General features: G+C 71.7%; 12 protein-coding genes and 1 tRNA gene. 4 read left to right on the top strand and 9 right to left on the bottom strand.

Features of this window, described 5'->3' with window-relative positions; genetic code table 11:
* Positions 1 to 367 precede the first annotated feature (367 nt).
* Entirely contained in the window at positions 368 to 1,264 is an 897-nt protein-coding gene (locus tag AQI70_RS09260; RefSeq protein ID WP_062146287.1) for a glycosyltransferase family 2 protein, read from the bottom strand.
* Positions 1,265 to 1,548: 284 nt separating this feature from the next.
* On the opposite strand from AQI70_RS09260, the gene AQI70_RS09255 reads away from it, so the two are divergent.
* Complete coding sequence (locus AQI70_RS09255; RefSeq protein ID WP_062146286.1) at positions 1,549 to 3,927, top strand: ATP-binding SpoIIE family protein phosphatase; 2,379 nt, start codon at positions 1,549 to 1,551, stop codon at positions 3,925 to 3,927.
* Between the two features lie 545 nt (positions 3,928 to 4,472).
* Here the strand turns inward: AQI70_RS09255 and AQI70_RS09250 are convergent.
* Positions 4,473 to 5,870: a hypothetical protein gene (locus tag AQI70_RS09250; RefSeq protein ID WP_062146284.1), complete on the bottom strand. Its 1,398-nt coding sequence runs from the start codon at positions 5,868 to 5,870 to the stop codon at positions 4,473 to 4,475.
* 290 nt (positions 5,871 to 6,160) lie between these two features.
* On the opposite strand from AQI70_RS09250, the gene AQI70_RS09245 reads away from it, so the two are divergent.
* From AQI70_RS09245 to AQI70_RS09235, 3 genes are all read left to right on the top strand, one after another.
* Entirely contained in the window at positions 6,161 to 7,240 is a 1,080-nt protein-coding gene (locus AQI70_RS09245) for a methyltransferase domain-containing protein (protein WP_244181529.1), read from the top strand.
* A 307-nt stretch (positions 7,241 to 7,547) separates the two neighbouring features.
* Complete coding sequence (locus tag AQI70_RS09240) at positions 7,548 to 7,898, top strand: CU044_2847 family protein (protein WP_208607318.1); 351 nt, start codon at positions 7,548 to 7,550, stop codon at positions 7,896 to 7,898.
* Entirely contained in the window at positions 7,879 to 12,198 is a 4,320-nt protein-coding gene (locus AQI70_RS09235) for a S1 family peptidase (protein WP_062146278.1), read from the top strand. Before AQI70_RS09240 ends, AQI70_RS09235 begins: the two co-directional genes overlap by 20 nt.
* A 135-nt stretch (positions 12,199 to 12,333) precedes the next feature.
* On the opposite strand, the gene AQI70_RS09230 is transcribed toward AQI70_RS09235, so the two are convergent.
* The 7 genes from AQI70_RS09230 to AQI70_RS09200 form a co-directional block, all read right to left on the bottom strand.
* Positions 12,334 to 12,407, bottom strand: a tRNA-Thr gene (locus AQI70_RS09230).
* A gap of 184 nt (positions 12,408 to 12,591) precedes the next feature.
* A complete protein-coding gene (locus AQI70_RS09225) occupies positions 12,592 to 14,223 on the bottom strand; it encodes an alpha/beta hydrolase (protein WP_244181528.1) in 1,632 nt (543 codons plus the stop codon).
* A gap of 142 nt (positions 14,224 to 14,365) precedes the next feature.
* The gene (locus tag AQI70_RS09220) at positions 14,366 to 15,571 is read right to left on the bottom strand and encodes a DNA polymerase III subunit delta' (RefSeq protein WP_062146580.1); all 1,206 of its coding nucleotides are present in this window, start codon (positions 15,569 to 15,571) and stop codon (positions 14,366 to 14,368) included.
* A 165-nt stretch (positions 15,572 to 15,736) separates the two neighbouring features.
* Positions 15,737 to 19,012 (bottom strand): dTMP kinase, encoded by a 3,276-nt coding sequence (gene tmk, locus AQI70_RS09215; RefSeq protein ID WP_062146276.1) that lies wholly within the window; start codon positions 19,010 to 19,012, stop codon positions 15,737 to 15,739.
* A gap of 210 nt (positions 19,013 to 19,222) precedes the next feature.
* Positions 19,223 to 22,045 carry a type I DNA topoisomerase gene (gene topA / locus AQI70_RS09210; RefSeq protein WP_062146274.1) on the bottom strand — a complete coding sequence of 941 codons (2,823 nt, stop codon included), beginning with the start codon at positions 22,043 to 22,045 and terminating at the stop codon, positions 19,223 to 19,225.
* A gap of 246 nt (positions 22,046 to 22,291) precedes the next feature.
* Positions 22,292 to 22,489, bottom strand: coding sequence for a hypothetical protein (locus tag AQI70_RS09205; protein WP_062146272.1), 198 nt, complete (start codon positions 22,487 to 22,489; stop codon positions 22,292 to 22,294).
* A gap of 575 nt (positions 22,490 to 23,064) precedes the next feature.
* Positions 23,065 to 24,594 carry a DUF7059 domain-containing protein gene (locus tag AQI70_RS09200; RefSeq protein WP_062146270.1) on the bottom strand — a complete coding sequence of 510 codons (1,530 nt, stop codon included), beginning with the start codon at positions 24,592 to 24,594 and terminating at the stop codon, positions 23,065 to 23,067.
* Positions 24,595 to 24,614: the final 20 nt, after the last annotated feature.

Genomic DNA, 24,614 nt, shown 5'->3' with positions numbered 1-24,614 from the left:
AAACCACCGTGCCTGGCGAAGATCCGCCCCATGTACGACGGTTTCCCGCCACCCACTTCTTGACGTCTGTCGGCCGGAAACCGTTCCCATCCGGGCCGTTTCCCGGTACCGTCCGTCGACTTCGCGCCAATTGAACGACACCGAAACGGAACATCGTTGGCCACATGTTAGCGATCCGTTGGTGCGGCCTGATGTGATCACTTCATCGGATCTGGCCCGACGGTGCGCGCGTAGAACGCGTAACTCGGGGGAGTGTCGCCGCCGCGGCCGGATCCGCGGACGCATCCGGGTCCCGGTCGGCGGAGGTGAACGACCGGGGCCCGCGTCCCTTCCCACGGCCTGCCCACGGCCTTCCCATGGCCTGCTGTCAGATGACCGGCGGCCGTCCCAGCCGGCAGAGCCGCCACACCGTGCGCCACCGCATCGGCCGCCGCTCACCGGCCGGCTCCCGCAGGCCCTCCAGGAAGCCGCCGAACCAGGCGCGCAGCCCGGCGGGCGAGGACCGGTTGCGTACGAGGGTGAGGAGCATCCAGACCCCGAGATGCACGGGGATGAGCGCGAGCGGCAGTCGGCGGCGGGTCAGCCAGACCCGGTTGCGGGCGTTCACCCGGTAGTAGATGGCGTGCCGGGCGGGCGAGGTCTTCGGGTGCTGGAGCAGGAGTTCGGGGGCGTAGAGGATGCGCCAGCCCGCGTCGGCGGCCCGCCAGGCCAGGTCGGTCTCCTCGTGGGCGAAGAAGAACTCGGCGGGCCAGTCCCCGGTCTCCGCCAGCATCGCCATGCGCAGCGCGTGGCCGCCGCCGAGGAAGCCGGTGACATAGCCGCCCCGCAGCGGATCCGACCTGCCGATCCTCGGCACGTGCCGCTGCTGTGTCTCGCCGTGCTCGTCGGCGATGCGGAAGCCGACGATGCCGAGCCGGTCGTCGGCGGCGTACAGATCGCGTACGCGGCGCAGGACGTCGGCGTCGACGAGCAGCCCGTCGTCGTCCAGCTCGACGACGACGTCGACGTCCCCGAACTCGCGCAGGCGGCCGAGGGCCACGTTCCGGCCGCCCGGACAGCCCAGGTTCTCCTCCAGCTCGATCGGCGTGACCTCGCCGGGCAGCGCCAGCCGCTCGGCGAACTCGGGCAGCGGGCAGCCGTTGCCGACGACGACGATCCGCGCCGGGGCGAGATCCTGCTTGGCCACGGACCGGAGCAGCGCGTCGACCTCGGCGGGGCGGTTGCCCATGCTCACCACGGCGACGGCGATCCTCGGCTCCGCCATGCCCTGCCCTCATTTCGTCCCGGCTGCAACTACCGGCGGATGCTAGTCGTTCACGGTGGGGACGTCTTGAGTACGCCGTTTTGCCGCGCAGCGCGTTCTCGGTGACAGGCATCTCCAGGGGGCACCTGCTGGGGCATCTCAGAGGCATCTCCAGAGGCATCTCCAGAGGCATCTCCAGAGGCATGTCCAGGGCATCTCCATGCACGGGAATCCGACTTGTCCGATGCTCGCGTGACGCGCACGCTGGAACCGTGAGTAACATCACCGGCGCGAATTGAGCAGTGATGGCCACTTTTGATCAGGAGCTCGGTCACTACGGGTGGTCACCAGATGCCGCTACCGCCACCATCAGCCTGGAGGGCGTCGTCACGGGATGGAGCGAGGGAGCCCGGCGTCTGCTCGGGTACCGCGCCTCCGAGGCCGTGGGACGGGCCGCGGCCGACCTCCTCGTGGACCGGGAGGCGACCGGCTTCACCGCGGTCGGCTCCCAGGAGTGGACGGGCACGGCGGCGCTCCGGCACCGCGACGGCCACCGCGTGGAACTGACCCTGCACGCCCGCCCCTTGCTGGACCGCGCCGACGCGACCCAGGCGTTCGTCGTCACCGCCGCCACGGGCACCGCCGGCTCGGCCCGCGACCGGCGCATGCTGGAGTGGGCCTTCGCGCAGTCCTCGATCGCCCTGTCCACCTACAACGCCTCGTCGGACTCGTGGCGGCTGAACTCGGGCGCGCGGGCCGACCCGCTCGGCGACGCCAGGTCCGACGAGGGGTTCCTGCGGTGCGTCCGGCGGGTCGCCGAGGAAGCCGTACCGATGCGGTACGAGGTGTTCACCCCGGCCCCGCCCTCCTCCGCCGCCGCCCGCCGGCGCTCCTGGATCGTGGAGCTGTGGCCCGTCCGGGACCCCGGCTCCGGCGAGGTGGCCGGGGTCGGCACCGCCGCCTTCGACAGCAGCGAGCAGTACGCGGCCCGGCAGCGGCTGGCCCTGCTGAACGAGGCGGGCACCCGCGTCGGCACCACCCTGAACGTCGGCCGCACCGCCCAGGAGCTCGCCGACCTGGCCGTCCCGCGGCTGGCCGACTTCGCCAGCGTGGACCTGCTCGACTCCGTGATGCGCGGGGAGGAGCCGGTGCCGGGGCCGGTCGACGCCGCCGTGGTGCTGCGCCGGGTCGCGCACCAGTCCGTCACCGAGGGCGCGGACGTGCCGGAGGCCGCCGTCGAGCTCGGCGGCATCGACACCTATCCCCCGTTCTCGCCGCCCGCCCGTTCGCTGGCCGGCGGGCGGCCCGTGCTCAGCGGCAAGGAGGACCCCGACTTCACCCGGTGGGTCGCCGCGCACGAGGCGCGGGCCGCCGTGGTCCGGGAGCACGGCTTCCACTCGGTCATGGCGGTGCCGCTGCGGGCCCGGGGGATCATCCTCGGGGTCGCGGTCTTCGTCCGTGCCAAGGGCTCGCCGCCCTTCCAGCAGGACGACCTGGTCCTCGCCGAGGAACTCGCGGGCCGGGCGGCCGTCGGCGTCGACAACGCCCGCCGCTACACCCGCGAACGCACCAACGCGCTCACCCTCCAGCGCAGCCTCCTCCCCCGGGACCTGCCCCAGCAGGCGGCCGTCGAGGTGGCGTACCGCTATCTGCCCGCCGGCACGGGCGCCGGCGTGGGCGGCGACTGGTTCGACGTCGTACCGCTGTCCGGCACCCGCGTCGCCCTGGTCGTCGGCGACGTCGTCGGACACGGCATCCACGCCTCCGCCACGATGGGACGGCTGCGCACCGCCGTACGCACCCTCGCCGACGTGGATCTGCCCCCGGACGAGCTCCTCACCCATCTCGACGACCTGGTCACCCATCTCACCTCGGACGACGACAACATCGTCCGGGACCTGCCGTACACCGGCGGCGTCGGCGCGACCTGCCTGTACGCCGTCTACGACCCGGTCTCCCGGATCTGCACCCTGGCCAGCGCCGGCCACGTCCCGCCCGCCGTACTGCTGCCCGACGGATCGGTCAGCATCGTCCGCCTCACCCCCGGCCCACTGCTCGGCGTGGGCGGCCTGCCCTTCGAGGCGACCGAGCTGGAACTGCCCGAGGGCAGCCTGCTCGCCTTCTACACCGACGGCCTGATCGCCCGCGACCGCGATGTCGGCCTCGGCCTCGAACGGCTCTGCCAGGCCCTGGCCGCCACGGTCCCCTCGCTGGAAGCCAGCTGTGACGCCGTCCTCGACGCCCTGCTCCCCGAGAGCCCCGCCGACGACGTGGCGCTCCTCCTCGCCCGCACCCGCGCCCTGCACGCCGACCAGGTCGCCGCCTGGGCCCTGCCGTCCGACCCCGCGATCGTGGCCGACGCCCGCGCGCAGGCCTCGCGGCAGCTCGCGGCGTGGGGGCTTCAGGAGGCGGCGTTCGTCACCGAGCTGGTGGTGAGCGAGCTGGTCACCAACGCCATCCGGTACGGCGACGTCCCCATCGGACTGCGCCTGATCCGGGACCGCACCCTGATCTGCGAGGTGTCCGACGCCAGCAGCACCGCCCCGCATCTGCGCCGCGCCCGCACCTACGACGAGGGCGGCCGCGGACTGCACATGGTCGCCCAGCTCACCCAGGGCTGGGGCACCCGCCAGACCCCCACCGGCAAGACGATCTGGGCGGAGCAGCCCCTGCCGGTCGGCTGACCAGGACCGGGCGGGCGTCGGCTGCCCAGGCCGGGCGGGCATCGGCTGACCAGGACCGGGCGGGCATCGGCGGGCGAGGGCGGGCCGGCGTCGGCTGACCAGGACCGGGCGGGCGCCGGCGGACGAGGGCGGGCCGGCGTCGGCTGACCACGGCCGGCGACATCTGCTGGCCAGGGCCGGGCGGCATCGGCTGACCACTGCCGGGCCGGCACCGGCTGACCACGACCAGGCGGCACCGGCTGACCAGGGCCGGGCGGCAGACGACCGGGGCGAGGCCTGCGGCGAACGACCGGCCTCAGACCCGCGGCAAACGACCGGCCTCAGACCCGCGGCAAACGACCGGCGTCAAGCCCACGCCGGACGACCGGCCTCAGACCCACGGCAGACGACCGGCCTCAGACCCACGGCAAACGAACCGACGTCAAGCCCACGCCGGACGACCGGCCTCAGACCCACGGCAGACGACCGGGCTCAGACCACGGCACACGACCGACGTCAAGCCCGCAGCACACGACCGACGTCAAGCCCACGGCACACGACAGACTTCAGCCCCGCAACGGATTGAAGCGGGCCACGGCCATCACGTACCAGGCAGTGGCCCCCACATGCCGGTAAGGGTAGTAACCGAACCCGAAACCGGTGTCCAGCGGGCTGCTCGCCGACACGATCCCGGACCGCTCGGGAAGCGCCCGGCCGCCCACGGTCTGGCCCGGGCCGAGCAGATCCTGGGCACGCTCGATCGAGCCGATCAACCGCCGCGCACGCGCCTCGTCACCACGCCCCCGCCGCTCGCGCAGGGCGAGTGCGAGATGGGCGGTCCCCTCGAACCACACACCGTTGCGGTCCGGCCTGGGCTGGGAGTCGGCGATCGGGGCGTCCTCGTTGGCGAGGAGACTGGCGGAGCTGAAGGTGACACCTTCGTACGACTGCCCCGCGGGCACCGTGCTGTTGGGCCGGTCGGCGTGGTCGAGGACGGCCAGCTCGCGCGCGGCCCAGTCCAGCGAACGGGCGTGGGTGCGGGAGTCGAGGGCGAGGTGGGTCCAGGTCTGGGTGTCCTCGGGGATCGGCGACTTGTTGACCGTCACCCCGTCATTGGTCCCGGTGTAGAAGAAGCCGCCGGCCGGCTCCCACATCTTCTCGACGAACGCCCGGGCACGAGCACGCCGCTCAAGCCACACCCCCTCCCCCGTGAGCCGAGCGAGCCGCCCGAAGAGACAGACGAGGTCGGTGTTGTGCTCGGTGGAGGTGAAGGGCAGCTTCTGGCCCGCCCCGTCGACCCCGAACTTGTACCCGCCGAGGGGTTCGTCGGTACGGCCGTTGCGCTCGATCCACTCCCCGATCCGCACGGCACCGGCGAGGAACCGCCGCTCCCCCGTTCGCCGGGCGAGCGCGCCGAGCGCGATCCCGGCCCACGCCATGTCCCCGACGGCCGTACCCGTGAAGCCGAACTGCGTCCCCACGTTGGCGGTGCCGTCCGCCCGCACGAACCCGTCCGGCTGCCGGGAGCCGTCGTAGAAGGTGTACGGCCCTACGTTGTAGGCCTGCCGGAGCCGGCCGTCGTCGTGCGCCGGGTCGTGCTCCTGGGCGTACAGCAGCGCGTCCCCGAGCACCATGGCCCGGGCCCGCCCGTCCGGGGTCCGCGCGGCGAGGTGGGCGAGGATCGCGAGGGCGTTGTCGTAGGTGAAGGCGGTGCTGAACAGGCCCGCCTGGTCGGTGTAGCTCTGGGCCAGGCGGATGGCGCCGTGGTCGGGGTAGGCGTCCATGGCGGCGGCGAGGAAGGCGTGGCCCCGGCGCTGGGCGGGGGCCCCGGATCCGGCCGCGCGGGCCCCGCCGGCACCGACCGCGGTGAGCGCGCCGGTACCGATGCCGACGCTCACCCCCATGAACGTACGCCGACTGACCGCCGGGCCTGGTCTGCCGGTCCTGCCGGTCCTGCCGGTCATGGGTCTCCCTCGGTCTTGAGAGCGCTCTCACAGATGCGCGCTCATTCTGCTGGCGCACACGCGGCTGGTCAACGCTCCTGGCGCGCCCGGCAGTTGGAAGGTCATGAAGAAGAGAGCCCGCACGCGTTGACGCGCCGCCGTGCCCTCATTGGGACAGCACCCGCGCACTGCGCCACTTCCGGCCGAGGCGGCGGCCCCGGGGTCCGGCGCGGCGACCCCGGTACACTTCTCGGGTTCCGGGAGGTCAGCGGTTCCTGGACGCCATGCACAGCCAGCGGGAGGAATCGCACGTGAACGTGCGGCTTTTGGCACGGACGTTGCGAGGGCTGGAGGAGATCGCCGCCCAGGAGATCACCTCACGCGGTCTGGGCGTCGTGAAGCGGCTGCGGCACCGTGAGGTCCACTTCTCCTGTGAGGAGCCCGACAGCAGGCTGCTGGAACTGCGGACCGTGGACGATGTGTTCCTGGTGGCGGCGACGCTGGGCGGAGTCGGGCACACCAAAGCGGACCTGGCCCGGTTCGACAAGCCCGCGCGGACCGCGAAGTGGCGTGAGCTGCTGCGGCTGCGCCACCGGTGCGGCGGCCCGGAGGGCGCCACCCGGGTGGACGTCGTCGCGTCCTACCTCGGCAAGCGCAACTTCAACCGGTACGACATCGAGGACGCCGTCGGCCGCGAGGTGTCGGCCGTCCTGGGGCTGCCCTACCGCTCCCGGCGCGACGGCCCGGTCCGCGACGAGGGCACCGCCTTCCCGGTCCGGGTGACGCTCGACGGCGATCAGGCCGTGCTGGCCGTGCGGATCGCCGAACGGCCCCTGCACCGGCGTACGTACAAGCAGGAGTCGGTACGCGGCACGCTGCACCCCCCGCTCGCCGCGGCGATGGCCGGACTCACGGACCTCTTCCCCGGCGCCCGAGTCCTGGACCCGTCCTGCGGCACCGGCACCCTCCTCATCGAATCCCAGCTGTCGGTGAGCGGCCTGCGGCTGCTCGGCACGGACCACGACCCGGCCACGCTGGCCCTGGCCGCCGCCAACGCCGCCGCGGCCCGGCCCGCCGGGCAGGACCCGATCGCCTGGGCGGTCGCCGACGCCGGACGCCTGCCGGTCGCCGACGGGACCATCGACCGGGTGATCGGCAACCCGCCCTGGGGTCTCCAGGTCGACCCGGCCGGCGTACTCGCCCGGCAACCGTCCGCGTTCTACCAGCAGGTCCGCCGCGTACTGAAGCCCGGCACGGGACGAGCGGTACTGCTGCTGCACAACGCCGAGGAACACCTGCGCCTCGCCGAATCGGCGGGTCTGCACGTCCACGACGAGCAGACGGTCAGCCTCATGGGCACCCACCCGGCGATCGTGTCCCTGACGCACTGACCCGTTCCACGGCTGACCCGTTCCACGGGAGAGCGGGCCCGTGGTCGGCGACTTGCCAGCCAGGTGGAGCCGCGGTCTTCTCCCAGCAGGTGAAGACTCCTGCCGGTGCTTCAACCGGTTGAGGCGCGGGCGGGGAGGCGGCCCCTAGCATCCACCCCCTGTCGGTGCGGGACGTTTTCCCTGTATGTCGTTCATGGCGGTGAACGCCTCTCATCTCGGTGGCCGCGGCAGGGCGCTCGGTCTGTAATCGCAGGAGGACGGTTCGCGCAGCCACGGCAGGGGGGCGTTGATGGAGTGGGTTGGGGAGATGCTCCTCGACAGCGGCGATCGGGTGCTGGTGCAGGTGTCGGGGGCCAGGCCCGGTGGCGTCGATCGCGTGGGGCGCGGGGACAGGGTGGTCGTCGGCGCGGCACAGACGTTGCAGCAGGCCCTGGCTCGGACACGACCCGCTCTGAGTGCCGTGATGGAGACAGCGCGGAGCCTTACCGAACCTCCGAGCGCGGTGACGGTGGAGTTCGGCATCTCGCTTTCCGCCGAAGTCGGCGTGGTGATCGCGCGGGGCACCACGGAGGCCAACTTCACGGTCTCCATGGAATGGGCGCCATCGCCTGCCCCCGCAGACGGACCGGAGTCCGCGGATGCCACCGGGGCCCGCTGACGACGAAGTCATCGTCCGTGGCACCGTTCGCGTGTGGAGCGTCCACGGCGAGGTCATCGGCAGTGGATTCCTCCTCGGCGCCGACCTGGTGTGCACGTGCGCCCATGTGGTAGCCCAGGCACTCGGCACCGACGAGACCGATGTGGTGCCGCCCTCGGACCCGGTGTGTGTGGACTTCCCTCTGCTCAGCGAGGTACGGACCGATGCCCGTGCGGTCGTGGAGCGGTGGGTGCCCGTCCGGGCGGATGGCGGCGGGGACATCGCCCTGCTGAGACTGCCCGAGCCGGTTCCGGGAACCGGCTCGTTGCCGTTGGCGGGCGACGCGCCGGTGTGGGGTCACCCGTTTCGCGTGCTTGGTTTCCCCCAGCACAGTGACCACGGTGTCTGGGTCAGTGGCCGGCTGCGCGCACCCGTCGGCAACGGCTGGACGGCGATGGAAACCCGGCCCTCACCCTGGGGTGCCCCGATCGGCAAGGGCTTCAGCGGGGCCCCGGTGTGGGATCTGAGGCAGGGCGGCGTGGTCGGCATGACCGTGGCCGCGGATCACGGCGAGGCGGCCACCACCGCCTATCTGATCCCCACCGCCACCCTGCTGGCGCTCGACCCGGCCTCACGCACATGCCCTTTCCGCGGCCTCCAGGCGTTTCGCGAAGAGGACGCGTCCGTCTTCCACGGGCGGACCAGGGACGCCGTCCGCATCGCCGACGCGGTCGCCGACACCGCCTTCGTCCCGGTGGCAGGTGCCTCCGGTGTCGGCAAGTCCTCCCTCGTCCGAGCCGGTGTGCTGCCCCTGTTGCGCGGGACGGGGTACACGGTCACCGACTTTGTCCGTCAGCCGGGGGCGAACCCCACGCGCGTCCTGCTGACCGCCCTGCGCGGCCAGTTCCCCCATGCGGTTCTCCTCGCCGAGCTGGCCGGTGAAGTGTGTGCGAACGCCGACAGTGCCGCGGCGCGGGCCGAGACCGCCGTACTGTTCGCGGCTCATCTGCTTCAGCACGCGGGCCACGCCGGTCATGTGGTGTTGCTCGACCAGTTCGAGGAAGTGGTCGGCGCGCATCCGGACCAGGCACGTGAATTGCTCGACACGCTGCTCGCCATGACCCGTGCGACGGGACCGGACGGCCGACGGCTGCGTGTGCTCGCGACCTTGCGGTCCGCCTCCCTGGAGGACCTTGTCGTCTCGCACGAACCCGAAACGCTCAGCGTGCGCGTCCAGATGCTCGCCCCCATGAGCGCCGGTCAACTCGCGGAGATCATCAGCGCTCCGGTGCGCAGCCTGCCCGGGACCGCCTTCGAGACCGGGCTGCCGGAGCGGATCCTCGCCGACGCCGGCGCCGACGTCGGCCATGCGCCCGGCGCCTTGCCCATGATCGAATTTGTCCTCGCCCAACTCTGGGAACGCAGGACCAACGGCCTGCTCACCCACTGCGCGTATCAGGAGATCGGTGGCGTGTGGGGCGCGCTGTCCACGTACGCCGAGCAGCGCCTCGCCATGGTGTGCCGGCCGGGCGGCCGACTCGACGAGACCGCCGCCCGTCGCCTCTTCGAACAACTGGCCATCCCCACGGGCGAGGCGGGATACGGTCTCACCTCGCTCGCTCTCGCCGACCTGCCCGGCGACCTTCGTGCCGCCGCCGACATCCTGGCCGATTCACGGCTTGTGGTCCTCGGCCGTGACAGCGCCGGTCAGGAAACGGTCACCCTGGCCCATGAATCCCTGGTACGCGCGTGGCCCCGGCTGCGCAGCTGGCTGGACGAGTCCCGCGACTTCCGCGCCTGGCAGGAGCAGTTCCGCCGCCGCCTCGGCGAATGGCGCGACGGTGACCGCGACCCCGCGCTGCTTCTACAGGGCAGGGACCTCACCACCGCCCGCGTCCAGGCGGGCAAGCACTCCACCCGACTCACCGAGCGCGAAAGGGAGTTCCTCGCCGCGAGCCAACGACGTCACCGTCGCGGCCTGGTCCGCAGCCGAACCGCTGTCGGCCTGGTCACGGCCCTGTGCGTGCTGGCCGGCCTTCTCATCCTCGCCGTTCAGCGGGCCGACGACCGCCAGGCCGCCGAGAGGGACTCCGAGCGTCTCGCCGCGCTGTCCGACGAGTACGCGCAGCGTGACCCCGTGAACAGCGTCTTCCTGGCCCTCGCCGCACGGGGCTCCGCCGACACGCCCAGGGCGTATGAGGCACTGCTGCGTCAGTACCAGCGGATGTTCTCGGTCTCGAAGGCTCGCCCGGGTTTTGTGAGCGGCGCCGTGCGGAGCATTCAGGCTTCCCGGGACGCCGGCCGACTCGCTGTGCTGTACGGCTCCTACGGTCGCTCCCAAGTCGTCTCCGTCGCCGGCATCCACGCCGCCCATCCGGCCGAGCGGCGCCTGGCAGGCACGCCGGCCGAGACCGAGGCCGTGGCTGTCAGTGACGACGGGAGTCGGATCGCTGCCGCCACGAGCGAGGGGCGCATCGTGGTGTGGGCGGCGGATTCAGGCGAGCGGATCGCGGACTGGCGCTGGAAGCCGGGCAAGCATGCAGCGACCACCGAGGTTCTGGACTTCTCGGCGGACGGCCGACGACTGCTGCATTTCATGTCGCACAACAATTACGACACCGTGTGCGGTGAGAAGGGCGAGACAAGGACAAGACTGCACCTTCGGGAGATCGACGCCGCAAAGACCGTCTCTCTGCCGGACGGTCTCCTTGGGGCGGACGAATGTCCGGACACGGTGGCACTCCCTGCTGGGAGCGCTGCTACGAGCCCTGCTGCGAGCCCTGCTGCGAGCAACGAATCGATACTGGTCATTTCGGGTTTTGATGTGCCCGTACCCGGCGAGCAGAACCGTGTCGAGAGCAGGTATTCCGTACGCCTCGCCGATGTGGACACCGGACAGCCGGTCTGGAAGAAGCAGAGCCTGCACGATGTGGTCACGGGCAGCGGTGGCCGGACGCTCGCGTTCAGGCAGCCCGACGGATCCTGGACCTTCCACAGCCCCACGTCCGCGAAACCAGTCCCCGCGGGCGGCCGAGCCTGGGGTGTCGAGGAATCCGATGCCACCGGGAGGTATTTCGGGAAGAGTGGACAGGGCACGTTCGGCGAGGGCGAGGCGACTCTCGCCTTCTGGCACGACAGCGGAAGCGGGAAACGCCACTCGGGAGTCCTCCCCTACACCCAGGAACCCGTCGGAGTCGTCGTGAGCGAGGACCGGGGCAGAACCTTCATGGTCACGGCGCAGGGCGCAGACGTGCTGTACGCCCTGATGGAGCAGACACGTCATCCCTTTCCAGGGTTCGATCCGAGCAGCGCTATGGAGGACATGACCTTGTCCCCCAGCGGAAAACGGATCGCGGCGCTGGTCCCCACCGAAAAAGCCAAAGCGGTTCTCTCGATCGCGAGCCCCGGCAACGCATTGCGCAATCTTGAGCAGAGGACGGTGCACGTCGAAGCGGACCATTCGACACACCCTCTGTTCAGCAATGACTCCGCCATGTTGCTCACACATGGATATTCCAGCTGGGGCCTGTACGAGGTGAACGGACTCCACGAAATCGAAAGAGCATCGGGGTCGGGTGACGAAATTATCTCCGTTCAACCTTTTGGCGACAGCGATTTCCTTCTGCTCGACAGCAGGGGACTGCACCGGCTCGACGGCACCACCGGGAGGCTCTCGGACTTCGAAGGACCGAAGTGCGCACCCCCTTCGACCGGCCCGCAGAGCCGAACGTGCACTCATCTGGTGGCCCGGCCCGCCCATCACGACGACTTTCTGCTGGTGCGTGGAGACGGAGTCGCCGAACTCTGGCACCTTCCCCCTGCCGGCGAGCAGCGCATCAGGTCCCAGTCCCACCGCATTCCGGAGTATGCGGCAGCGGCCGAAGACAGCGCACTCTTCAACGCCGAGGGCGACACGGCGGCCGTGCTGACAAACGCGGGTCTCGCACTCTGGCAACCCGGACTTGGTCGAGAAGTGCGCCATGTGCGGGTGGCAGGCTTGTCCTCGATCGCGGCGTTCAGCAAGAACCGCATCGCGATGTACGTCTCCAGAAACCCAGGCGGTTACGAGTCCATCGAGATCTGGGACACCGACGGCCGGCGCATCGCCGGCCTGACCAGCCTGACCAACGTAGCCGTGTGGGAGTTTCGAAGCTCAGCGCTCCATGGATACGGGCTGGTCGGCCCCGTCTCCGTGCCACTGGAGTCAGGCCCCCTGGTCGCCCGCCTCTGCCAGGCCGTCGGAGACCGCTACCCGCCGACAGTCCGCAATCAACTCCGCCCCGAAGCCCCCAGACAACCGCCCTGCCCCACCAAGGATTGACGTCCGCGACCCAGATCCCCGAGGCCGACGCGTGACAACCGCTACCGGGAGCGCGAACGAGGCCCTCGGTCCGCCCACCCCTGAGTCACATCAGAAAACCCCAGGTCAGATGCGTCTGGCCTGGGGTTTCAGAAGAGCCGCCTTCGGGATTCGAACCCGAGACCTACGCATTACGAGTGCGTTGCTCTGGCCATCTGAGCTAAGGCGGCGCGCCGTCCGCACTATGGTGCGATCAGCAACGTCGGTAAGTCTACACAGTTTCCGAGGTGCTCCGTACCAGCCCCCTCCGGCCCCGCACCCGGGCCCGCACCGGCCCGCCCCGGGCCCACCCCCAGACGCTGTGCGGCCGCTGGCCCGGCCCCGGCACGGCGGTGTCCGGGGCCGGGCCAGGGGCTATGAGCAGCGCTTGTCGCGGGTGGGCGGCGTCCCGCGGAGCAGGTACGCGTTGATCGTCTTGTCGACGCAGGTGCTGCCCCGTCCGTACGCCGTGTGACCGTCCCCGTCGTAGGTGAGGAGGCGGGCCGAGGAGAGCTGGCGGGAGAGGGAGCGGGCCCAGCGGTACGGGGTCGCCGGGTCGCGGGTGGTGCCGACCACGACGATCGGGGCCGCGCCCCGCGCCTCGATCCGGTGCGGCTGGCCGGTCGGCGCCACCGGCCAGTACGCGCAGTTCAGGGTGGCCCAGGCGAGGCCCTCGCCGAAGACGGGGGACGCCTTTTCGAAGGCGGGGAGGGATCGGCGGACCTCGTCGGGGGTGGCGAAGGCCGCCGGGAGGTCCACGCAGTTCACGGCCGCGTTGGCGAACATCAGGTTCGTGTAGCGGCCGTCGGCGTCGCGCTCGTAGTAGCTGTCGGAGAGGGCGAGGAGGCCCGCGCCGTCCCTCTCCTCCATCGCCGCGGACAGCGCGTTACGCAGCTGCGCCCAGGCGCCCTCGTCGTACATCGCCGCGATCACGCCGGTGGTGGCGAGGGATTCGCCGAGCTTGCGGCCGTCCGGATCGCCGGTCGGTACGGGCCGTGCGTCGAGCTTGCGGAAGAAGGCCTTGAGGTTCGCGCCGACGTCGCTCGCCTTCGTGCCCAGCGGGCAGTCCGGCCGTCGGACGCAGTCCCGCGCGAACGCCTGGAACGCCGTCTCGAAGCCCGCCGTCTGGTCGAGGTTCATCCGGCGGGCGGGCAGGGAGGGGTCCATCGCGCCGTCCAGGACCAACCGGCCCACCCGGTCCGGGAAGAGCCCGGCGTACGTCGCCCCGAGGAAGGTGCCGTACGACGCGCCCACGTACGTCAGCCGCTCGTCGCCCAGCGCTGCCCGCAGGATGTCCATGTCCCGGGCCACCTCCGCGGTGGAGACGTGGCGCAGGAGGCCCGGCGCATCCGCGCCGCACCCTTCGGCGAACCTCTTGTACGCGTCGACGAGCTCGCCGGTCTCCTGCTCGTCGTCGGGTGTGAAGTCCGTCTGCGTGTACCTGTCCATCTCCCGCCCGCCAAGGCATTCGACGGGCTCGCTGCGGGCGACTCCGCGCGGGTCGAGCGCGACCATGTCGTAGCGGGCGCGCACATCGGCCGGGTAGCCGATCCCCGCGTACTGCTGGAGGTAGCCGATCGCCGAGCCGCCCGGGCCACCCGGGTTCACAAGGAGCGACCCGAGCCGCTCGCCCGGGCCCGTCGCCTTCTTGCGGGCCACGGCGAGCCGGATGTCCCCGGCGTCGGGCTTCGCGTAGTCGAGCGGCGCCTTCATGGTGGCGCACTGGAAGCCGGGTGCCCCGCAGTCGCGCCACTTCAGCTTCTGCCCGTAGTACGACGCGACCGCTGCGGGCGTCGACCGCGGCAGCGCGGTCAGCGCCGCCTCGGCCGCCGGGCGCCCCGGACTGCTCGGCCGCCCACCGGCGGTGCAGGCGGAGACGAGCAGCGTGGCGGCGGCCAGGAGGGCGCCGGCGGTGCGTGCTCGGCGGGGGTTCGAGCGGCGTTGGCGTGGACCGCGCCCGCTCGGGCTCGGAGCTTGGCTGAGTAGGGAGCTGCGCCTGGTGTGCATCAGGCGAGCGTAACTCTGCGCAGCGGCTCGGATGCCGTGCGTGCACACCACGGCTCGTACGAGTTACATGGTCAACCTCCGTTGATCACTTGCGGGGGGGGGAGGAGGGAGGGGCGGGAGGGGACTGCGTGGACTCCGGTGTTCAGCCCGCCCTGAGTGCCATGGTCATCGCCTCCACCGCCAGCAGCGGCGCCACATTGCGGTCGAGGGCGTCGCGGCAGGCGGCGATCGCCTCGATGCGGCGCAGCGTGGACTCCGGGGAACTGTCGCGGGCCAGGCGCTCCAGGGCGTCCTCGGCGTCGGTGTTGGCGAGGGCGACGCGGGAGCCGAGCTGGAGGGCGAGGACGTCACGGTAGAAGGCGGTCAGGTCGGTCAGGGCGAGGTCGAGGCTGTCGCGCTGCGTCCGGGTACGGCGCCGCTTCTGCTTGTCCTCCAGGTCCTTCATCACGCCCGCCGTGCCGCGCGGCATCCGGCCGCCCTGAGCCGCGCCCAGCGCCGCCTTCAGCTCCTCGGTCTCCTTGCCGTCCATCTCCTCGGCGAGCTGCTTGGCGTCCTCGGCGGCGGCGTCGACGAGTTCCTGGGCGGCCTTGAGGCAGCCGCCGATCTCGCCGAGGCGCAGGGGCAGCTTGAGGACGGCGGCCCGGCGCTCACGGGCGGCCGGGTCGGTGGCCAGGCGGCGGGCCCGGTCGACGTGCCCCTGCGTGGCGCGGGCCGCCGCGGCGGCGGCGTCGGGCTCGATGCCCTCCCGCCGGACGAGCATGTCGGCGACGGCCTCGACCGAGGGGGTGCGCAGGTTCAGGTGGCGGCAGCGGGAGCGGATGGTGGGCAGGACGTCCTCGATGGAGGGGGCGCACAGCAGCCAGACCGTCCGCGGGGCCGGCTCCTCGACCGCCTTGAGGACGGCGTTGGCCGACTTCTCGTTCAGCCGCTCGGCGTCCTCGACGAGGATGATCTGCCAGCGTCCGATGGCCGGTGAGGTGAACGACTTGCGGACGGTGTCGCGCATGTCGTCGGCGAGGATCTGGGTGCCGACGGCGGCGACGGTGGTGACATCGGCGTGCGTGCCGACGAGCGCCGTATGGCATCCGTCGCAGAAACCGCAGCCGGGGACTCCGCCGAGAGCCCGATCGGGGCTGACGCACTGCAGGGCGGCGGCGAAGGCCCGCGCCGCCTGATTCCGGCCCGCTCCTGGCGGCCCCGTGAACAACCAGGCATGCGTCATCTTCGACGCCTCGGGCAGCGGCGCGTCGGCGGCGACTGCGGTGACGAGGGCATCGGCGTCCCGAGCGGCAGCGGCCAGCTGCTCACTCACCTTCTCCTGGCCGACCAGGTCGTCCCATACGGTCACGGTCACGCCGCCCTTCGCTCACATTTCGCGGTGCGGGATCCATTGTGCGGGGGCCCACTGACAACAGGCCCGGCACCGCTGCCCGGCAGCTCCGCGGCCGACCGCTGGGCGGTCAGACCCAGCGGAACCAAGCGGCAGACCAAGCGTGTGACCAAGAGGCACCGCTCAGCGCCGCCGGCCCCGTCCCCGGCCGCCCTCGTCGTCGTACTCGTCCTCGTGCGGCCCCAGCAGTTCGTCCGCCAACGTCGGCAGATCGTCCAGCGGCGTCTCCTCGGCCCAGTCGGAGCGAGCCCTTTGCCGAGGCGCACCCGTCTCGTCGACCTGAGGCATCTCACGAGTGCGTTCGTCGTTCCGGAAGAGCCCCGGCGGAACGCGATCCGCGGGCTCCCCCGACACGGGAGGCAGCACAGCCGTCTCGTCCGCGGCCCCCGGCGGAACCGGCGGAAGCACTGTCGTCTCGTCGGCCGCACCGGGCACCACCGGGGGAAGCACCGACGTCTCGTCCGCGGCACCGGGCACCACCGGGGGAAGCACCGACGTCTCGTCCGCGGCACCGGGCACCACCGGCGGAAGCACCGACGTCTCGTCCGCCCCCGGAGGAACCGGCGGCTGCGGCAGCTTCGTCGTCACCTCGGAGTCGGACTCCCGGGGAGCACGGTCGGCGGCGGATCGCTCACCGCCCCGCTCCTCGTCCCGCACCGGCCGCAGCACGGTCGTCTCGTCCGACGCCCCGTCCGGCGCCTTCCCCGGCGTCACCACCGGTGTGGGCACAGTCGCCGCGTCTCCCGCGGCGACCCCCGCCCCGGGCCCCGCCGGCCTCGGCCCCGCCTGTGCCTGAGCCGCCGCCTGCTCGGCCAGCCGGCGGGCTTCCTCGGCCCGCAGCAGAGCCTCCTCCGCCTTGCGCTGCTTCTCCAGGCGGAGTGCTTCGGCCTCGGCCCGCAGCCGCGCCTCCTCCTCGGCCTGCTTGCGGCGCCGTTCCTCCTCGGCCTTGCGGCGCGCCTCTTCCTCGGCGCGGGCCTTCTCCTCGGCGAGGAGCCGCTGGCGCTCCTCCTCGGCCCGCCGACGCGCTTCCTCGGCCCGCTGCCGGGCCTCCTCCGCCTGCCGTTCGGCCTCGCGGCGCTGTGCCTCCTCCAGCTCGCGCCGCTTGCGCTCCTCCTCCTCGGCGCGCAGCCGGGCGAGCTGCTCCTGGCGCTCACGCTCCAGGCGCTCCTCCTCGGCTTTGCGGGCGGCCTCTTCCTCGGCCTTGCGGCGGGCCTCCTCCTCGGCCTTGCGGCGCGCTTCCTCCTGCGCCTGGATCTCCGCCTCGGACAGCGGCAGCATCTGGTCGAGCCGGTGCCGGATGACGGTCGTCACCGCCTCGGGCTCCTGGCCCGCGTCCACCACCAGGTACCGGCCGGGGTCGGCCGCGGCCAGGGTCAAGAAACCGGACCGCACGCGCGCGTGGAACTCGGCCGGCTCCGACTCCAGCCGGTCCGGAGCCTCGGTGAACCGCTCGCGAGCGACCTCCGGCGCGACGTCCAGCAGCACCGTCAGATGCGGCGCGAGGCCGTGGGTCGCCCAGCGGTTGATCCGGGCGATCTCCGTCGGGGACAGGTCACGGCCGGCGCCCTGGTAGGCGACCGAGGAGTCGATGTAGCGGTCCGAGATCACGACCGCGCCGCGCTCCAGCGCGGGCCGGACCACCGTGTCGACGTGCTCGGCGCGGTCCGCCGCGTACAGCAGCGCCTCCGCGCGGTGCGACAGTCCGGCGCTCGACACGTCCAGCAGGATCGACCGCAGCCGCTTGCCGACCGGCGTCGCCCCGGGCTCGCGCGTGACGACGACCTCGTGGCCCTTGTTCCTGATCCACTCGGCGAGCGCCTCGGCCTGGGTGGACTTCCCGGCGCCGTCGCCGCCCTCCAGGGCGATGAAGAAGCCGGACGTCGCGGGCACCTGCTCCGGGTCGTCCCCACCGAGCAGCGCGTCCTTCAGGTCCTGCCGCAGCGGCACACCGGAACGGTCGTCGGCCTTGGCCAGCACCAGCGCGGCCAGGGGCAGCAGCAGCGCGCCGACCAGCATCAGCGTGAACGCGGCACCGCCGTGCGCGAAGACGAACTTGCCGCTCTCCAGCCGGTGCGGCCCGATGAGCGCGGCAACGAGCGGCGCGAGCACCGCGCCGAGCGCGACACAGACCCGGGCGACCGCGTGCAGATGCTCCGTGGTCCGGGGCCGCCGGAACTCCTCGGCCTCCTGGTCGAGCAGCGTGTGCCCGGTGTTGGCGGCCACGCCCGCGCCGATCCCGGACAGCGCGACGATCAGCAGCACGGTGGTGACGTCCGGGACGAGTCCCGCGGCCAGCAGCGCGATGCCGGTGAAGGCGATCGCCAGCGCCAGCAGCCGGCGCCGCGACAGGGCGGGCAGCACGGAGGGAGCCGTACGGATGCCGACGACCACGCCGCCGGTCAGCGCGAGCACCAGCAGGCCGTACAGCACCGGCCCGCCGCCCAGGTCCTTGGCGTGCAGCACGGCCACCGCGACCCCGGCGGACACCGCCCCGGCGACGGCCGCGCACGCCGTCACCAGCAGCGGGATCGCGCCGGTACGGCCCTTGTCGACGCCCGTGCCGGTCTTGGGCCGACGCAGCCCCTCAAGCGGCGACCGCGCGCGGGGGGTGCGTGTGCCGGGCAGTTCCAGGAAGGTCAGCACGGACAGGGACGCGGCGAACAGGCCGGCCGCGACATACGACGCGAGGGCCGCCTGGTGCTGGCCGAACCAGTCGAGTCCGGCACCGAGCAGGTTGTTCAGCAGCGCCGCGACGACGAGTGCGGCGGCGGCCAGGGGGATCGCGACGAAGCCCGTACGCAGCGACAGACGGCGCAGGGCGTCCATGTGGTCCGGCAGCGGTCGTACCGTCGCGCCCTCCGGGGGCGGAGGCGGCAGCAGGGCGGGGGCCGCGCTCTCCCGGCACACCGTCCAGAAACGCTCGGCGACGCCGGTCACGAAGACGGTGACCAGGAGGACGGCCAGTGCGTTGTCCGGCGTCCAGTCGATCCACAGCGGCGCGACGATCAGCAGGGCGGCCCGCAGGCCGTCCGCGCCGACCATGGTCCAGCGCCGGTCGAGCGGACCCTCCTGGGCAGTGAGCGACGTCAGGGGGCCGAGGAGTACGGCACCGAAGAGCAGCGTCGCCAGGATGCGCACCCCGAAGACGGTCGCCACTGCGAACGCCACGCCCCGGTAGCCGCCGCCGAAGGACCCCTCGGCGATCGCCGCCTGAAGGGCCAGCAGCACCAGCACCAGGAGCGCGAGGATGTCACCGACACCTCCCACCAACTGCGCGCTCCACAAGCGCCTGAGCTGCGGTCGGCGCAGCAGGGCGCGGACGGCGCGCTCGCGGGAGTCCACCGCGAGGGCGTCGTCCGGTGCGGTGTTGGGGGCCGTTGGCTGCTCGGCTCGCGTCATGCTTTCAGCCTATCGGGACGCACTGACAGCCCGGCGCGCCCGTCCGAACGAACGCCCGCCCCGACACCAAACTGATGCCGAGGCGTTCGTTTTGCGAACCGGTGGTGAAGAGCCGGACCGTCGACCGGCCGTCGACCGGCCGTCAACCGGCCCCTGCGAGAGCCCTCTTGGCCTTCACAGAGGCCCGTCGGGCGGCGCGGAGGGGGCGGTTCAGTCCTCCGCCGACGACTTCGAGGCCGCCGCCCGCTTCGTGGTCGTCTTCTTCGCAGCCGTCGTCGTCTTCTTCGCCGCGGTCTTCTTGGCGGCCGTCTTCTTGGCCGGGGCGGCCTTCTTGGCGGTCGTCTTCTTCGCGGCGGCCTTCTTCGCCGTCTTCTTGGCGGGCGCCTTCGCACGCTTCTCGGCGAGCAGCTCGAAGCCCCGCTCCGGGGTGATCGTCTCGACGCTGTCGCCGGAGCGCAGCGTCGCGTTGGTCTCCCCGTCCGTGACGTACGGCCCGAAGCGACCGTCCTTGACGACGACCGGCTGGCCGCTGACCGGGTCCGCGCCCAGCTCCTTCAGCGGCGGCTTGGCGGCGGCGCGGCCCCGCTGCTTGGGCTGGGCGTAGATCGCCAGTGCCTCTTCGAGGGTGATCGTGAAGAGCTGCTCCTCGGACTGCAGGGAACGCGAGTCCGTGCCCTTCTTCAGATACGGCCCGTAGCGGCCGTTCTGCGCGGTGATCTCCTGGCCCTCGGCGTCGGTGCCGACGACACGCGGCAGCGACATCAGCTTGAGCGCGTCGTCCAGCGTCACCGTGTCGAGCGACATCGACTTGAACAGCGAGGCCGTACGCGGCTTGACGGCGTTCTTGCCGGTCTTCGGGGTGCCCTCGGGGAGCACCTCGGTGACGTACGGGCCGTAGCGGCCGTCCTTGGCGACGATCGTGTGACCGGTGGCCGGGTCGGTGCCCAGCTCGAAGTCACCGCTGGGCTTGGCCAGCAGTTCCTCGGCCAGCTCGACGGACAGCTCGTCGGGGGCGAGGTCGTCCGGGATGTCGGCGCGCTGGTGCTGCTCGGTGTCCTTCTCGCCGCGCTCGATGTACGGGCCGTAGCGGCCGACCCGCAGCACGATGTCGTTGCCCACCGGGAACGACGACACCTCGCGTGCGTCGATCGCGCCCAGGTCGGTCACCAGCTCCTTGAGGCCGCCGAGGTGGTCCCCGTCGCCGTTGCCGGCGTCGGCCGCGTCGCCGTTGCTGGTGCCCTCGCCGAAGTAGAACCGCTTCAGCCACGGCACGGCCTGCGCCTCGCCGCGGGCGATGCGGTCGAGGTCGTCCTCCATCTTGGCGGTGAAGTCGTAGTCGACGAGCCGCCCGAAGTGCTTCTCCAGGAGGTTGACCACGGCGAAGGACAGGAAGGACGGCACCAGGGCCGTGCCCTTCTTGAAGACGTAGCCGCGGTCGAGGATCGTGCCGATGATCGACGCGTACGTCGACGGGCGGCCGATCTCGCGCTCTTCCAGCTCCTTGACCAGCGAGGCCTCGGTGTAGCGGGCCGGGGGCTTGGTGGCGTGCCCGTCGACCGTGATCTCCTCGGCGCTCAGCGCGTCGCCCTCGTTGACCTGCGGCAGGCGACGCTCGCGGTCGTCCAGCTCGGCGTTCGGGTCGTCGGCGCCTTCGACGTAGGCCTTCAGGAAGCCGTGGAAGGTGATCGTCTTGCCGGACGCGCTGAACTCGACGTCCCGGCCGTCGGCGGCGGCGCCGCCGATCTTCACGGTCACGCTGTTGCCGGTCGCGTCCTTCATCTGGGAGGCGACGGTCCGCTTCCAGATCAGCTCGTAGAGCTTGAACTGGTCGCCGGTCAGCCCGGTCTCGGCAGGCGTGCGGAAGCGGTCGCCGGAGGGGCGGATCGCCTCGTGGGCCTCCTGCGCGTTCTTGACCTTCCCGGCGTACGTACGCGGCTGGGGCGGCAGGTAGTCGGCGCCGTACAGATGCGTGACCTGGGCACGAGCCGCGGCGATGGCGGTGTCGCTCAGCGTCGTGGAGTCGGTACGCATGTACGTGATGTAGCCGTTCTCGTACAGCTTCTGCGCGATCTGCATCGTGGCCTTCGCGCCGAAGCCGAGCTTGCGGCTCGCCTCCTGCTGCAGCGTCGTCGTACGGAACGGGGCGTACGGCGAGCGGCGGTACGGCTTGGACTCGACGGACCGCACCGAGAAGCGGGTGTTCTCCAGGGCGGCGGCGAGGGCGCGGGCGTTCGCCTCGTCGAGGTGGAGGGTGTTCGCGCTCTTGAGTTGTCCCAGGGAGTCGAAGTCGCGGCCCTGCGCGACTCGCCTGCCGTCGACGGTCTGCAGGCGGGCGACCAGCGACGACGGGTCCGACGGATCCCCCGCGCGGCCGGTCGCGAAGGTGCCCGTCAGGTCCCAGTACTCAGCAGAACGAAACGCGATGCGCTCGCGTTCCCGCTCCACGACGAGTCGGGTGGCGACGGACTGGACACGGCCGGCCGACAGGCGCGGCATGACCTTCTTCCACAGGACCGGCGAGACCTCGTAGCCGTAGAGGCGGTCGAGGATGCGGCGGGTCTCCTGGGCGTCGACGAGCTTCTGGTTGAGCTGGCGCGGGTTGGCCACGGCGGCCTGGATCGCGGCCTTGGTGATCTCGTGGAAGACCATCCGCTTGACCGGGACCTTGGGCTTGAGGACCTCCTGGAGGTGCCAGGCGATGGCCTCGCCCTCGCGGTCCTCATCGGTGGCGAGGTAGAGCTCGTCGGACTCCTTCAGCAGGTCCTTGAGCTTCTTGACCTGGGCCTTCTTGTCGGCGTTGACGACATAGATCGGCTCGAAGTCGTGCTCGACGTCCACGCCGAGGCGGCGGACCTCGCCGGTGTACTTCTCGGGCACCTCCGCGGCGCCGTTGGGGAGGTCGCGGATGTGCCCGACGCTCGCTTCGACTACGTAGCCGGGGCCCAGGTAGCCCTTGATCGTCTTCGCCTTGGCAGGCGACTCGACGATGACGAGTCGGCGGCCGCCCTGTGCGGTCTCGCTGGTCGGGGACAACTTCGCTCTTCTCTCCGGTCGACGCTGGGGCCTCCCCAGGCCTACGTCCCGGGGTCGGGTGGGTGGTGACGCTGCGGAGTGTGACGGTACATCCCGCCCCGTTGTCAAACGGGAAAAGCCCGCAACGGCCACTCGAACGGTAACCCGACTTCCGTCATTCCTGCCGCCCGGAGTGCCCACCGTCCTTTTCGAGCCTTTCCGGAAGGCGTCCTCCCAATTATCGGCCTCGCAGCTCGCGGGCCGTTCTCAGAGGCGGGTGAAGCACCAGATTCCGATGATCAGCGCGATCACCGAGACAAGGCCGGCGAGCGTCGCAGATGCGACGGGGCTCACACTGTGAGCGACGGGTTGGCGCTGCCGTACGCGGACCGTGGTCCATGCCAGCAGCCCACCACCGAACAGGGCGAACACCACCCCAGCGAAGATCGCCGGTCCCCTTTCCATGGTTCCGCTTGCCCCTTTTCTCCCGTCCGCGAGTGCCCAGCCCGGCGAGACTGACACGCCCGGGCAGCGCTCAGGCGAACCTCAGGTGAACGCCGGGCCGACGCGGCAGTCGACTCGCGGAACCTGGGCCCCAGAAGGGCACGGCAGCCCCACGACCCCCGCGGTCCTCACCGGCCTCGCAAACCTCAGAGCACGCGGGCCATGAGTATCTTTCCGGTCGACTTCTTGTCGTCGGTCCGGCTGACCGTGAACACGATCTTCTTGAAGCCTCTTCCCAACCCTCATCCCGGTCCACCCACTCCGGGATCCAGCCGTAGCCGGTGCGCTCCGCATCCGGCGTTGAGATCGACTCGTATTTGTTGCCGCACGGCTTGACCGCGTTGTCGGCGCCCTTCTTGTGGCTCATTTCACCGGCTCGCGAACAGCGCCTATGACCTGGTCGGTGTGCGGTTTGGCGCAGTCGCCGAGCGGGGCGTCGTAACCGTCGTCCTCTTCTTGCGGTGTCTTCCGCCTCCTTGGGGTGCGCTCCGCCTCCTTGGAGTGTGTTCCCTCCTTGGAGCGTGTCCCGCGCGGCGTCACCGCACAGGTTCGAGGAACCCCTGCTCCACGAGCAGCCGGATCTGCGCGGGCGTACGGTCGCGCAGCAACACGGCGTCCTCGCCCATCAGTTGGGCGATCGCGTCCAGGATGCGGCCCGCGCTCAGCGAGCCGTCGCACACGCCCGCGAAGCCCGCGCCGACCGTGTCCACCTTGGTGGCCCGGCGCATGCCGCGGTTCTGCCGCAGCACCACGTGCTCCGGGTCCTCGGCGCCGGGCAGCCCGACCTGCTCCTGCACGACCTCGGGGACGAGCTTGAAGTGGTCTGCCAGCAGGGCCGCGTCGTCACGTGCCCGCAGGTAGTCGAGGCGGTCGAAGTACGCCCGGACCGTGTCACCGAGCGGCTGCTCGACCGGATGCGGCCACTCCTCCACCGTGATCGTGGGCACGGCGGCCGACGTCTTCCGCAGGGTGATCCAGCCGAACCCCACGGCCTTGACCTTGCGCGCCTCGAACTCGTCCAGCCACGCGTCGTATCGCGCCTGGTACTCGGCCACGTCACCGCGGTGGTCACCGGCGTCCCTGAGCCACAACTCGGCGTACTGCGTGACGTCCTGCACCTCGCGCTGCACGATCCAGGCATCGCACCCGCTCGGCACCCACGAGCGCAGCCGGTCCTGCCAGTCCTCCCCCTCCACGTGCTGCCAGTTGGCGAGGAACTGCGCGAACCCGCCCTCGTTCAGCCGCTCCCCCGCTCCTTGAACGACCGACCGGCACAGATCGTCCCCGCCCATTCCGCCGTCGCGGTACGTCAGCCGCGCGCCCGGCGAGATCACGAAGGGCGGGTTGGACACGATCAGGTCGTACGTCTCACCGTTCTTGAGCGGCTCGAACAGCGAGCCCTCCCGCAGGTCCGCGGCCGGGGCCCCGGACAGCGCGAGCGTCAGGGCGGTGATGTGCAGCGCGCGCGGGTTGAGGTCGGTCGCCGTCACGCGCGTGGCGTGCTGTGCGGCGTGCAGCGCCTGGATGCCGGAGCCGGTGCCGAGGTCGAGGGCGGAGGCGACGGGCGTACGGACGGTGATGCCGGCGAGGGTCGTGGAGGCGCCGCCGACGCCGAGGACGACGCCCTCCTCCTTGCTGCCGATGCCGCCCGCCCCGCCGACCGCGCACCCGAGGTCGGACACGATGAACCAGTCCTCGCCGCCGGGCCCGCCGTACGGCCGCACGTCCACGGTCGCGGCGAGGTCGCCGCCCAGGTCGCCACCGACCCGGACCAGCCACCCGCTCTCCAGACAGGCTTCGACGGGCAGAACGCCCGCCACGCGCGCGTGGGGCACGGGCTGCTGCAGCAGGAACAGCCGTACGAGCGCCTCCAGCGGTGTGTCCCCCTGGGTCGCACGGAGCGCGGGCACGGTCTCGCTGCGCGCGAGCGCCGCGTACGCGGGCGCGCCGAGCAGTTCGAGCAACCCGTCGGCGGTGAAGGAGGCCCCGAGCAGGGCGTCACGCAGCCGGGCGGCCACATCGGGGCGGTCGGTGGCGGGCAGGGCAGACAGGCGGGAGTCACTCACGCCCTCATTGTCACCCGCGC

Origin of the sequence: Streptomyces curacoi (genome assembly GCF_001513975.1) — a bacterium.
Taxonomy (GTDB): domain Bacteria; phylum Actinomycetota; class Actinomycetes; order Streptomycetales; family Streptomycetaceae; genus Streptomyces; species Streptomyces curacoi.
Note: the sequence above shows the minus strand (reverse complement) of the source record. Positions and strands in the feature narration are given on the sequence as shown.